The sequence below is a fragment of the Thalassotalea crassostreae genome (assembly GCF_001831495.1).
In the GTDB taxonomy this organism is placed as follows: domain Bacteria; phylum Pseudomonadota; class Gammaproteobacteria; order Enterobacterales; family Alteromonadaceae; genus Thalassotalea_A; species Thalassotalea_A crassostreae.
This window is the reverse complement of sequence record NZ_CP017689.1, coordinates 3,508,033-3,521,348: the sequence shown is the minus strand read 5'-3', so window position 1 is coordinate 3,521,348 and position 13,316 is coordinate 3,508,033. Positions and strand designations below refer to the sequence as shown.

Genomic DNA, 13,316 nt, shown 5'->3' with positions numbered 1-13,316 from the left:
CCAAAGAACTAACTATTTACATTGCTTTGGACACTTTTGTAATTGCCAATGTAATTCAGGCTCTTGCCGTGAAAATGGAAACTGCTTAAGTCGCTGTAACTTAAAGGCACTCGCTTTACCTGTTCTATATTGATCTAACTGGTACCAAGCAGTTACTTTAGCGTATTGGTTTCGATTTCTTACAACTAGCTCTAGCTTATCATTGTATCTGTCTGTCGATACGATTCTCCAACCGTTTGGAACTAAATTATTTTCGTGAAAGGTTGGTTTACAATCGAGGTCACCACATTGATAACTGTAATGAATCGAAACTGTATCGCCGTCATTGTTCTTTTGTTTGCCAGAATAATTAAATATTTTAGGTTCATATAGAGATTCACTTGCCTCTACCATCTCCGCTTTGCCAAAAGAGAACCAAAAGCTTGCCGATAGAGTTAATACCATTGTTGCAATAATGGTAGACGGCAAATGCAGGCTTGCTTTACTATCATTATTTCCATCATTTACTTCATCGCAGCTCTCCTGATTTTGTGGCGTACTTAAACGGTTACCTAGAAAAAATAACACAATCAAGAAAGGTAGATAGAGGAACCAACCAAAATTATTATGATCGGTCATTAATGGTGATTGCATTTCAGTATACTGACCGATAAGAATTAACAAAATGATGCGAATCCAGTTTGTAATCAGTGCTCCAAGAATCGCAAAAATCAAGAAAGTAACACTGTTTTTGACCGACTTAATATAGAGAAACGTGTATAGGTAACTAATTGCTAGCGACACCAGTAAATATCTCAGTCCGCTGCAGCCGTTGGCTATTTCAAACTTACCTGCAGGTAGCGATATAAAAGCTCCTTCAACATAAATTGGAATACTTGTTAGGCTCAATACAAAACTACTCACCCAGGTTGAAAGCTGCTGCAACGGTGTGGTGAGACCGTTCCATATAGGGAATAGAAAAACTAAATAGCAACAAGCGGCAAAAACGATAAGGCGATTGTTAAAAATAAGTGTCGTTGATAAGGCAAGAACGCCTAAGGATAGCGTCCAGTATAATAGACTAATTTGTGCAGAATAGACCTGGATAAAACTTAAGGCACTGATAGCAAGTAAAACGAGAATAGGATAATTAATTTTTTCTGAAAATGTTAATTTACCTTCTTGCCACAAAACATAGAATAAGTAAGCAGTAATAATTGGAATTAAAAACGCATGTGAATATGTGCCATCATCAAAACTATAACGTACAAGTGTTTGCATGATCGGCCAATTTAACAATAGCCATAAGACATGTATTAGTGCCAACACAAACAAGGTGTTTAAACTCTTTTTATTATTAGTATCGTTCATTGTTAGCTGTAAATATCCATTTTATTTTTTATTAGCTGCTGTTGTGAGTATAGACATAACTTTGCTTTTTAGTAATCTATATTGACTCGCTATAATTCTCTTATTTATTTGAAAGTAGTTATACGGCCACAGTTTATATTCTGCTAAACAAGGTTGTAATGATCTTGTTAATATTAATATAAGTTTTAGCTTATATTCATTAAATTTTCATCTATACTTATTAATTGCTTAAATATATAACATTATACTAGTTAACAAATAAAATAATGATAAATCACAAATGGTTATGCGTTAATGAGCAACTAACCTCAAGGGATGTGAAATGAAAAATAAACTGATAATATCCACAGTATGTGCCTGTCTATTGGCATGTAGTCCAAAAAAGTCTGAACAAGAATATATTGCAAGTGCCGAGCAATTGATGAGTAAAGAGTCGTATAAAGAAGCGATTATTGAGCTTAAAAATGCGGTGAAGATTAATAAAGAGGTTGCTCATAGCCGCTTTCTTTTAGCGCAAAGTTATTTACGAACGGGCAATATTGCTGGAGCACAAAAGGAATTCAATCGCTCTCTTGAATTAGGTGGCGATGCAAATCATATATTACCAGAGCTAATTAGAGTGAATCTCTATATTGGAGATACAAACAGGGCGATTGAACTCATTGATTCTCAATCTGGCCTTGAACCAGATACTTTAACGACGATTAATTCACTAGTTGGAATTGGTGTATCACAAATTTCTAATTTTGACCAAGGAATGCAGCTACTAGCTAAAACCTTGGCTTTTGAGCAAACTGAAAATTTTTACCATAAGTTGGCGAAAGCTTGGGTTGCCGCAAACGAACAACAATTACAGTTGGCCATAGAATTAACAGAATCGCTTGCAGAAAATGACACTGAATTTGACGATGCAACACTATTACTGACTAATCTTTATGTGCTCGATGCAAATTATGAACAAGCACTATCTGGTTTTGAACGATACATTGACAAACACCCTCACAATCTTGTTGTTCAAATAAATCACATTAATGTACTTATTCAGGCTAATAACCTTGAACTTGCTGAACAGCATATCAATAGTTTACTAAAAGGTTTTCCAAGTTCTGCCATCGTGAATGAACTTAAAGCTGAAGTTCAATTACGAAATGGGAATTATAAAGAAGCAACGGAATATGCATCAATAGCATTAACTAACCAACCTGATTTATTTAAAGCGAATATGATCGCAGGTATTGCATTTTACAAAATAGATAGCGTTGAAATGGCATATCATCATTTAGCGCCTATTGAAAATAGTTTACCGAATAATCATTTCGCCAAACAAATACTTACGCAAGTAAAACTGCAATTAGGCTATACCGAAGATGCTATAGCTGTTATTGATTCTTTAGGTGATATTAGTGAAGCTGATTTTCAGTTGTTAGCTAGCGCGAGTGTGGCGTTGCTAAAATCTGGAGACAGTAAAAAAGCTAAAGAATACATCCAAAAAATGGACGACATTGATACGAACGATGCACAAATGTTAAGTAAGAGAGGCGTATTCAAGTTATCGGTAAATGATACTTCTGGAGTTGAAGACTTGAACCAAGCAATTGCAACCGATCCTGAGTTCCAGCAGCCCAGATTAGCATTGTTATATAATTTTATTCAAAACAAACAATATCAAGATGCAATGACTGTTGCTAACTCATGGGTGAATGATTTTCCCGATAAAGATGGTGGCTATTTAGCACAGGGTATCGTTTGGCAGAGTCAACTAAACCGGCAACTAGCAATACAAGCTTTTGAAAAAGCATTGACGGTAAACCCTGAAAGTATTGGCGCGCTGTTGAATATTGCTTCCTATGAATATAGCGAACGACGTTATAACCGTAGTTTTGAGCTAGTAAAAAAATTACTTGATATTAATCCAAACCATTCTGCAGGTATTGAATTATTGGTTAATCTTTCGGGTCGTATAGAAGATCAAAACGCTGCATTAGAATTTATTGAACAAAAAATCGAAAACATTGAAGAAAATTTGATTTATCGCATTGCTCGAGCAAAGACATTAGAGAACACTGGTAACCGAGAACAAGCTCTTGCTGATTTAAAAGTTGTAAAGCAACAAGCTAATAACGATGCTATTTATCTAACTACTTATGCTCAAATGGCATTTCGAGCCAAACAATATGTATTGTCGGAGCAGTTATTTAGGCAACTACAAAGTGTAAAACCAACATCGTTTGTTGCTCAAAATGGAATATTATTTGCTCTTGAAGCTCAGAAAAAACATCAACAAGCATTTACTGAAGTTAAGAAGGCACAAGAACGATTTCCTTCGAAGAAAAACCTTCTATTGTATGAAGTAAATTATCTGACATTGAGCAAATCTTATAACAGCGCTAAGCAGGTGCTCGATAAAGTTGATGCTGCTCAAGTGGATCAGCAGTTATTCTTAAGCGTGAATAGTCAATATTATATGGCAATCAAAGATAACCAATCTGCTTTGCGATTTGTTGAAGCGTCATATAAGCAAAAACCGACAGTACAGTCTCTTTATCGCTACACTCAAGTCTTACAGAATCTTGGTCGTAATAACGACGCGTTAGCAGTGGTCGAATCTGGGATCGAGAAGTTTGGCGAAAGGCCGGTATTATCTAATATTATGGCAGAATTAAACACCAAAGTAGAACCACAGAAGTCGTTAACCTATTATCAAAAATTAGTCGATGAAAAACCTGGAAATTTTGTTGCACTAAACAACCTTGCTTGGTCGGCTATTATGGTAGGAGAGTATGACCGAGCTTTAATTGCCGCGAAAGAAGCAATAGAACTTGCCCCAGAGCGTCCGCAGATACAAGATACTTTAGCGGTTGCCCATATGCGTAAAGGAAATTACCAGGAAGCGTTTAAATTGCTTTCCATTGTAGTGACTAAATTACCAAATGAAGAAGAAGTTTTATTGCATTATGCTGAGTCACTTATCCACATCGATAAATTGGTGGACGCTAAAACTGTGCTGGATGGAATACCTGATTCAGCAAATAAAAAGCGAGTAAGTGATTTATTAAATGAGTAACTACAATATCAATATTCGCTTTATTTGTGTGCTCATAATGGTGTTAATTAATGCACCTGCTATGGCGCATAACACTCTACAGAAAACTGTAAAGGCAGTTAAGCCGAGTATTGTTGGGGTGGGCATTTATGATCCAAACCTAAGCCCGCAAAATCAGCTTTATGGAAGTGGTTTTGTTATCGGCAATGGCCTCTATGTTGTCACTAATTACCACGTTGTAAAGCCGAAAGAGATACTAGCTGATAAAGCTCATCGGGTTATTTTTAGCGGAAGGGGCAAGAAAGGCGATATAAGAAGTGTCACAATTGAGGCATTTTCTGAACAACATGATTTGGCGCTATTAAAAATCCAAGGTTCAGCATTGCCGGCGTTAACTTTAGCAAAAAAATCATTCCGCAATGACGGCGAAGCAATTGCTTTTACCGGCTTTCCAATTGGATCTGTGCTTGGTTTATATCCGGCGACTCATCAAGGCATCATTGCCGCGACAACTCCTGTTGTAATACCCGCAAATGATGCAAAACAATTGACAGCAGCACAAATAAAAACATTGAAAAACCCGTTCATGATTTATCAGTTAGATGCCGTGGCGTACCCAGGAAACAGTGGTAGTCCACTATATCTGCAAGATAGCGGCGAAGTAATTGGAATAATTAATAAGGTTTTCGTAAAACGAACTAAGGAATCAGCAATCAGTGACCCAAGCGGTATCACTTATGCGATTCCTGTGCGTTATTTACAAGAAATGATTCAGAAAGAAAATATTAATATCGAATATAGGGCAAGTAAATAGTGTCAGAAAACTTTACATTTTTGTTTGAGAGAACAGATGTAAAAAACTTAGGTTGTTGTATTTGTAAGCTTTTTAAATGATGGCACCTTAATTGCTTGTACTACTATTGATAAGAAACGAAATTAATAGGAGAGCAAAATGAAAAAACTTTTAGTTATGTTTATATTTTGTATTTTCGGATTTGTTAGTACAGCTCAGGCAATTATATTAGATTTTGAAGCCATGGCTGATAGTGATGGTCCAGATACATTAGCGCAACCCAATGTAGGGGAAAGTATATGGGACTCTATTACACTTGATTTAGGTGGGGATTTATTTTTAACCATCACTGCAACTTATGGTGCAGGTCAAGATGAAGTAGATGCATTTGTTTATTTTGATTGGGATGACGCCGGACTGGGGGTTTGTAAAGCACCTGGGGTTGGCGTTACGATAAATGACGAAAATGATGGTAGTAAAGCGAATGAATGTCTAGACCGAAGTGATGATAACTTAGAAGAACTTGAAACGTTATACTTTGCATTCACTAATGCTGCGAACGAAAGTAAAGAAGTACAGTTCGATGCTTTTACTCGAGTGGGTCATGGTGATCCGGTTTCATCATATTTCGGGGGCGTAGTTCAAATTGGTACGATGTTTACTGTTGCACATGATGGTACCGATAGATATATCACTGGTGCATCTATAGAACCTGGTCGTCCAGGTACTAATGTTAATGTCCCAGAACCAGGAACCGTAGCTATATTTGCTTTAGGTTTGTTTGGTCTTGTAGCAAGCCGTAGAAAAAGCGCTCGCTTATAAAGTTTTATAGATTATTTTATATAATTGAGTAGCAAAATAGCCAGATTTTATCTGGCTATTTTTTTGTCTAAAAATCGGTTTGAAAGTCGAAATTTTATTTTTGTATTAATGATTAGCATTATTTATTTAAGTAAAAGGCGAAGGGGCGATACTGAGAAAGCGGTTTTCCCTAGTCAGCGCATCTCTTAATGCTAAGAGCTGATACAAACTAGGGCGACTTGTAAGCGGTTGTTATTCCGAAAGCGTTACTAGAGTTTTTAACTATCTATAGTTTGGTTTTTCTTTTGTTCTTTTTCTGTTTTCTGTTTTCTTTTTTTATTTGGGCGCAATTGCAGCGATGGCTTCATTGCTAGCACTTGAAGATTCAGTTGCGATTAAGCTGGCATTTTGAGCGGGCAATAACTCTGAAATACTCACCAACTCAATGTTGTTGCTCTTTAGCATAGGTAGCATTCGTTTTAACACATTAACTGTTTCTGGGTGTGGGTGAGCAATCGCAATGACCACATCTTCGCGCTTACTAATTTGGATAAGTTTTAAAAACTGTTTTTCGATATACTCTTCGTTGATTGTATTGTCGAGAAAAATTCTGCGATTCAATGCCGGAACACCAGTATCTTTTGCAACATATCCTGCTTGCGAGTATCGACTCGTTCTTGAATCCAAAAAGAACAAATCATTTTCTTTTAAAAACTGCATTGTCCAGCGCATTGGGCGCTCAAGTTGTGTTAGGCGACTACCCATATGATTATTTACGCCAATGACATGTGGAATATCTGCAACCGATGCCGCTAAGGTCTTTTTAACGGCTTCTTCATCCATTTCTGATGTAATCGCTCCAGGACCTAATAATAGATTGTTGATAGATTCCATAGGAACATGAAGCAATATGTCACGCTGCTGTAAATTACCTTTTTCAGCTAATTCACGGCCAAAAGGCGTATGAGGTAATACAGAAAAAGTAACTTGTTTAGGAAGGTTTAAAACGGATTTGTCAGTCGAGCGATAACCTATATCGTCAATAACAATGGCGATTTTGCTATTAGCGTTGGCTAAGGCTGAACACGATACAAAAATAATAAAGGAAAATAATATACGCACAGAAAATTCTTATTTTTATAATTTTTACTCTGAACAAACAGAGTTATTTGTAACTACGAGCATATCAATAAAGTTTAATAAGATCGAGCGCTTAGCAAAATATTTAAAAAATATTAATCACATAATAACTCAATATTTACAAAGCCTTATGTAGCAAGGGTTACAAAGCAATTAAACTTAGTTACAACTTGATTACACTCTTAATTAGCAGTATGGTTAGGGCATTAAAAGTGCTTGTGAGAGATCGGTTATGAAGAATTTAGTTTATGCAAATGTTTGGCAACGAATGATGGCTAACGTCATTGATGGCGTGATAATAGTAGTACCAAGTCTAATACTTTCGTCACTTGCGTTCATTAATATCGGTGTTGCACTTATTTCTGTAGTCTTTTCTCATTTTGCTTATAGCTATTATGGTTATTACTTTCACGGTAAATACGGTGCAACTTTCGGAAAGCATTTTCTCGGTATTATGGTGTTATCTACCAACTATGAGCGCATAGACTTTAATCGTTCATTCAAACGAAGTGCGATTGATATTGGTTTTTCTGTTATAGCGACAGGGATGGCTTTAGCGGCGCTCGTTAGCATGGATTTTGGTTTATTTGCAGAACAAAGTTTCTTCGCACGCGAAGCCTATTACGCAGAGTTTCTGCCAGCACAAGCTGCCCTTTGCGCAACACTATTTGGTTACTGGCTGATGAGTGAGTTGTTGGTTATGCTATTGAATAAAAAGTGCCAAGGAATACAAGATATGTTGGCAGGTACAATCGTAGTGGTGAAGCCAAATGCAGCGACACATGCCGTTGCTTAAGTTAAGAAGCTAATAGTATAAACTTTTATTAAGCGTCTAATTATAAAAACAAAAAAGCGACTAGAAAGTCGCTTTTTTGTTACCAGTAATTTGTCTGCAACCTATCTGATACTATCAACCTTGCCGCTATAGATAACAGCTATCTACAATAGAGTTTTGGATTAACCGGTTTGCCTTTATGGCGAATTTCAAAATACACTCCAGGTTGACGTTGGCCACCACTTTGTCCCGCCAAGGCGATTGATTCGCCGATTTCTACGCGGTCACCAACATTTTTCAACAACGCTTGGTTATGGCCATAAAGGCTCATGTATCCATCTCCATGATCGATTACAATAACTAGACCATAACCTTTCAACCAATCTGCAAAAAGAACCGTACCATTATGGATGCTCGTAACATCACTGCCAACACGAGCACTCATTAGCACCCCTTTCCAGCGCAAGTATCCTTGCTTTTTGGTGCCAAAACTGTTTTTAATCGAACCTTTAACAGGCCACTTCAGTTTACGTTTTAATTTACTTAAACCATTTAACTCTTTTTGTTTTCGTAATTGTGCTTGAATACGCGCTAATGTTTGAATAAGAGATTTTTCTTCATTTTCTAGCTTATTTAAACGTTGTTTGGACGTAAGTATTTTAGAGTTTAATGACTTAAGGGTACTTTGACGTTGTGCTTGTTGTTGCTCAATTTCTTTTTTCTGTTCGAGCTGCTTTGCCACAAGTTGTTCAAGTTTTTTAGCCTGTTGTTGTTGCTCTTGTTCGACTTGAGATAGTTCTTTAAGGATCACTTCAAACTCTTCGATGCTATTCATGCGAGCATCATTGAGATATTGATAATAAGTTAGAGTGCGTTGTACTTTATCAGGTTTTTGTTGATTCAAAAGCAGTTTCAAATAATCATGAGTACCACTTGAGTATGCACTACGTATTTGTTCGCCAAGTGCTGATTCTTGGCGGCGCTTTTTTGTTTCTAATACCGCTTGTTGTTTTTTCAACTCAGTAATTTTTGTTCTTGTCTGCTGCTGTGACTTTTTTGTTTTATTCATTTTGGCGGCAGTATCGGCGATTTTAAGGTCGTCCTCGCGTAACTTCGCCACAATCTCTTTTTGCTGCTTATTGTTTTCTTCGAGTTGACGTTTTTGTTGTTCTATCTTTGATTTAACTTGTGATAGGTCATTTTGGGCATCATCTTTGCTTGCCTTTGCGGTTGAAGTTAGCAAGATTGCGCTGGCAAAAAATGCACAGCTTAGCAAAGACAATGTAGACATTGTCTTTGCTAGTTTACTGGTGAAATAAGCAGACAGGTCTTTAATCACAAACTGTCATCAATGTTTGGCCTGTCATTTCTGTCGGCTGTTCCATCGCCATTAAGTGAAGTAACGTTGGTGCGATGTCACTTAATGCACCTTGAGTGGCTACTTTAGCATTACGACCTACGTAAATAAGTGGTACTGGCTCACAAGTATGGGCAGTGTGTGCTTGACCGGTTGAACTATTTACCATCATTTCAGCATTACCATGGTCGGCAGTTATTAAACATTCACCACCCGTTCTTTCTAATGCCGCCAATACTCGACCTATCGATGCATCAACTGCTTCACATGCTTTTACCGCAGCATCAAATTTACCGGTATGGCCAACCATATCGCCATTTGGGTAATTACAAATAATTAAATCATGCTCTTGACTATCGATCGCTTCGACTAAGTTGTCGGTAAGCAAAGTGGAGTTCATTTCAGGTTGAAGATCGTAAGTTGCCACTTGTGGTGAAGGGATTAAAATACGTTTCTCGCCATTAAATTCGTCTTCACGGCCGCCACTAAAAAAGAAAGTAACGTGCGCATATTTTTCGGTTTCTGAAATTCGCAACTGGGTTTTGTTGTGCTTCTCCATCCATTGACCAAGTACGTTATTTAAAGCTTCAGGTGGGTAGGCTGCCGGTGCATCAATATCTGCAGCGTATTCGGTCAACATAACAAAATCGGCAAGTTTAGGTTGTTTCTTTCTAACAAAGCCTGAGAAATCAGGTTCAGTAAAACAGCGGCTAAATTGACGAGCACGATCGGCGCGGAAATTCATGAAAATCATTGAATCACCGTCATTGATTTCAATGCAATTACCTTGTGCATCAGTTATTGCCGTTGCTGCGACAAATTCGTCATTCTCATCACGTTGATACGCTTGTTCAAGGCCTTCAACTGCCGACGCAGCGGTAAAATCTCCCTTACCGCTGACCATCAGGTCGTAAGCACTTTCAACTCGATCCCAACGTTGATCACGGTCCATTGCATAATACCTTCCTATAATAGAAGCAACCTGGCCATTACCAAGTTCAGCAAACTTTTGCTGTGCTTTTTCTAGGGATGATTTAGCGCTTCTCGGCGGCGTATCTCGACCATCTAAAAATGCGTGCAAGTATACTTTCTTAGCGCCTTTTGCTTTAGCCATATCAAGTAGTGCAAAAATATGTTCTTCGTGACTATGAACACCTCCTGGTGACATTAAACCAAATACATGTATGGCGCTGTCATTTGCCTTTGCTTTATCGATTGCTGAAACTAATGCTGGATTGCTGGTAAACTCACCGGTCTCAATCGCTTTAGTGATGCGGGTAAAGTCTTGGTAAACAATACGACCAGCGCCTAAATTAACATGACCAACCTCTGAATTACCCATTTGTCCATCCGGTAGACCAACGGCCATTCCTGATGTTTCGATTAACATATTTGGACGTTCTTGCATTAGCTTGTCTAAAACAGGTGTATTAGCATGAAAAATCGCGTTTGAGTCAGTAGTTTCGCGATATCCCCAACCATCGAGAATTAATAGCACCATAGGTTTTTTGTTGTTCATGTCGACCCTTTGTCATTTATTTAGTGACCCAGTTAACTGGATCTGCGTTCATCAACTTTTAATTAACATTGATTTTGCCAAAAATGATGCGCTACGGCTAGCATTGATATTGCAATACGGAAAAATAATTGCAACTGCTGTTTATTTTCCTTAAATCAACGTATATTCACTGGTAACTTTAACCGCAAAAGGTATACTTGTGTGTTTTTTAAGCCCACAGCATATCTAATGCAGATATCATAAATTAGAGTAATTTAAAAATTATGGAACAGCTTCTTACTTTCGCAGCCAACAATCAAATGTTAAGCATGATGTGGCTGGCAATCGTGTCTATGTTGGTATTTATCACTGTAAAAAGTAAACTTTCTAAGGTGAAAGAGGTAAATACTCAAGAATTAACCATGTTGGTCAACCGTGAAGACGGTGTCATCGTCGATATTCGTAAACAACAAGAATTTAATAAAGGCCATATTATTGGCTCGAAAAATATTTCTGCAGAAAAAATTGATAAAAATGACATCGCTACTCTTGAAAATGCTAAAAGCAAACCCATTATTGTTGTATGTACGGCTGGTCTTAGTGCGGTGAAAGCTGCAAATAAATTAACCAGCGCTGGTTTTGAAAAGGTATTTGTTTTAAAAGGCGGATTTTCTGCTTGGCAAAGTGCCAGTTTACCAGTAGCCAAATAAATTGGCATTTTATTGGGAGTTAACATGGCTAAAGTAGAAATTTATACCCGACGTACTTGTGGTTTTTGTGTCCGAGCAAAATCGTTATTGGATCAGAAACAAGTAAGTTATGAAGAAATTAGTATTGATCTTGAACCCGAACGTCGGGCTGAAATGATCAAACGCAGTAACGGTGGCATGACAGTGCCACAAATATTCATCAACGACAAACCAATAGGTGGTTGTGATGATTTAATGACACTTGCTTATCAGCAGCGTCTTGATGCGTTACTCGAAGAATAAACACCATATAAAACTTATATGGTCTACAATTTAACAAAATTAGGAAATTAAAAATGGCTGAAGAAAACCAAAACCCAGCAGCAGGTGCTGAAGAGCAAGCGCAACCAACATTCGCTATCCAACGTGTATACACAAAAGACGTTTCTTTCGAATCTCCACTAGGCGCAGCGGCTTTCCAACAAGAATGGACGCCTGAAATCAAATTGGACCTAGATACTAAGTCTACTAAATTAGCAGACGATACGTTTGAAGTTGTATTATCACTAACTGTAACTGCTAATCTTGGTGACAAAGTAGCGTTTTTATGTGAAGTACAACAAGCGGGTATCTTCTCAGTAGGTAACATGCCTGAAGCTCAACTTGCTCATACACTAGGTTCTTTCTGTCCGAACACATTATTTCCATATGCACGTGAAGTAGTAAGCAGCTTGGTTTCTCGTGGTACATTCCCACAATTAAACCTAGCGCCTGTTAACTTTGATGCATTATTTGCTAATTACGTACAACAACGTGCGGCGCAAGCAAATACAGACAAGGCAGACGCTTAATTTATGGCAAGTAAAGCTGAAATTAGTGTGATCGGAGCGGGCTCATACGGCACTGCTCTGGCTTTTTGTTTATCCAGAAACAAGCATCAAACTTTGTTATGGGGACGCAGTGATGCTCATGTCGAAGATATGAGTAAAACACGAAGTAATGAAAAGTATTTACCTGGTTTTAGCTTTCCAGATTCATTAGTCTTAGAATCTGACCTTGAGAAGGCGATTGCGGCAAGTAACAATCTATTAATTGTTGTGCCGAGTCATGCGTTTGTGCAAATGCTTGAACAAATTAAACCTTTGTTAACCACAGAGCATAAAATCGCTTGGGCAACAAAAGGTTTAGATCCTGAACAAGGTCGATTGCTGCAAGATGTCGCCAGTGAAATCTTAGGTAGCGATGTGAGTCTAGCGGTTCTTTCTGGGCCGACTTTCGCGAAAGAAATGGCGGCAGGACTACCTACTGCGATTTCGTTGGCATCAACGGATGCTGAGTTTGCTGAATCGATTGCCAGTTTATTGCATTGTGAGAAAACCTTCCGGGTTTATCACAACGATGACTTTACTGGCGTTCAGTTAGGTGGCGCAGTTAAAAACGTTATTGCCATTGGAGCGGGTATTGCCGATGGTATTGGATTTGGAGCGAATGCTAGAACGGCATTAATCACTCGAGGTCTGGCGGAAATGACTCGTCTTGGCGCCGCTGTTGGCGCAAAATCAGCTACCTTTATGGGCATGGCTGGTTTAGGTGACTTAGTGTTAACTTGTACTGATAATCAATCTCGAAACCGTCGTTTTGGATTGGCACTTGGTAGCGGCGAAACTGTTGAAAAAGCAATTGCTGATATCGGTCAAGTTGTTGAAGGATATCGTAATACCAAAGAAGTTTATATGTTGGCTAAACGCAATGGCGTTGAAATGCCAATTGTTGAACAGGTTTATCAGGTTTTATACCAAGATTTACCGGCCCGTCAAGCTGCATTAAACCTTCTAGGTCGTGATCAAACTAGCGAATAAATTGATGGTCT

At 38.1% G+C, this 13,316-nt stretch carries 12 protein-coding genes; 8 read left to right on the top strand and 4 right to left on the bottom strand.

Annotation, left to right across the window (positions count from 1 at the left end):
• Positions 1 to 12 precede the first annotated feature (12 nt).
• Positions 13 to 1,350, bottom strand: coding sequence for an exosortase (xrt, locus tag LT090_RS15280; protein ID WP_068544410.1), 1,338 nt, complete (start codon positions 1,348 to 1,350; stop codon positions 13 to 15).
• 322 nt (positions 1,351 to 1,672) lie between these two features.
• Here xrt and prsT point away from each other — a divergent pair, with 322 nt between their 5' ends.
• The 3 genes from prsT to LT090_RS15265 all read left to right on the top strand — a co-directional run bounded on the left by prsT (position 1,673) and on the right by LT090_RS15265 (position 6,008).
• Positions 1,673 to 4,414: an XrtA/PEP-CTERM system TPR-repeat protein PrsT gene (gene prsT, locus LT090_RS15275; RefSeq protein ID WP_068544409.1), complete on the top strand. Its 2,742-nt coding sequence runs from the start codon at positions 1,673 to 1,675 to the stop codon at positions 4,412 to 4,414.
• Entirely contained in the window at positions 4,407 to 5,207 is an 801-nt protein-coding gene (locus LT090_RS15270; RefSeq protein ID WP_068544408.1) for a S1 family peptidase, read from the top strand. The genes prsT and LT090_RS15270 overlap by 8 nt, the downstream gene beginning before the upstream one ends.
• Positions 5,208 to 5,345: 138 nt before the next feature.
• Complete coding sequence (locus tag LT090_RS15265) at positions 5,346 to 6,008, top strand: PEP-CTERM sorting domain-containing protein (protein ID WP_068544407.1); 663 nt, start codon at positions 5,346 to 5,348, stop codon at positions 6,006 to 6,008.
• 315 nt (positions 6,009 to 6,323) lie between these two features.
• Here LT090_RS15265 and LT090_RS15260 read toward each other — a convergent pair whose 3' ends face one another.
• Positions 6,324 to 7,109 (bottom strand): divergent polysaccharide deacetylase family protein, encoded by a 786-nt coding sequence (locus LT090_RS15260; protein WP_068544406.1) that lies wholly within the window; start codon positions 7,107 to 7,109, stop codon positions 6,324 to 6,326.
• A 250-nt stretch (positions 7,110 to 7,359) separates the two neighbouring features.
• On the opposite strand from LT090_RS15260, the gene LT090_RS15255 reads away from it, so the two are divergent.
• Entirely contained in the window at positions 7,360 to 7,923 is a 564-nt protein-coding gene (locus LT090_RS15255; protein WP_068544405.1) for an RDD family protein, read from the top strand.
• Positions 7,924 to 8,062: 139 nt separating this feature from the next.
• On the opposite strand, the gene LT090_RS15250 is transcribed toward LT090_RS15255, so the two are convergent.
• Positions 8,063 to 9,193, bottom strand: coding sequence for a murein hydrolase activator EnvC family protein (locus LT090_RS15250; protein WP_068544404.1), 1,131 nt, complete (start codon positions 9,191 to 9,193; stop codon positions 8,063 to 8,065).
• Positions 9,194 to 9,233: 40 nt separating this feature from the next.
• Positions 9,234 to 10,778 (bottom strand): 2,3-bisphosphoglycerate-independent phosphoglycerate mutase, encoded by a 1,545-nt coding sequence (gpmI, locus tag LT090_RS15245; protein WP_068544403.1) that lies wholly within the window; start codon positions 10,776 to 10,778, stop codon positions 9,234 to 9,236.
• 263 nt (positions 10,779 to 11,041) lie between these two features.
• Here gpmI and LT090_RS15240 point away from each other — a divergent pair, with 263 nt between their 5' ends.
• The 4 genes from LT090_RS15240 to gpsA are packed head-to-tail and all read left to right on the top strand — an operon-like array spanning position 11,042 to position 13,305.
• The gene (locus tag LT090_RS15240) at positions 11,042 to 11,467 is read left to right on the top strand and encodes a rhodanese-like domain-containing protein (RefSeq protein WP_068544402.1); all 426 of its coding nucleotides are present in this window, start codon (positions 11,042 to 11,044) and stop codon (positions 11,465 to 11,467) included.
• Between the two features lie 24 nt (positions 11,468 to 11,491).
• Positions 11,492 to 11,749, top strand: a complete 258-nt coding sequence (gene grxC / locus LT090_RS15235) for a glutaredoxin 3 (protein WP_068544401.1) — start codon at positions 11,492 to 11,494, stop codon at positions 11,747 to 11,749.
• 53 nt (positions 11,750 to 11,802) lie between these two features.
• Positions 11,803 to 12,297, top strand: coding sequence for a protein-export chaperone SecB (gene secB, locus LT090_RS15230; protein WP_068544400.1), 495 nt, complete (start codon positions 11,803 to 11,805; stop codon positions 12,295 to 12,297).
• A 3-nt stretch (positions 12,298 to 12,300) separates the two neighbouring features.
• Positions 12,301 to 13,305: an NAD(P)H-dependent glycerol-3-phosphate dehydrogenase gene (gene gpsA, locus LT090_RS15225; protein ID WP_068544399.1), complete on the top strand. Its 1,005-nt coding sequence runs from the start codon at positions 12,301 to 12,303 to the stop codon at positions 13,303 to 13,305.
• Positions 13,306 to 13,316 lie beyond the last annotated feature (11 nt).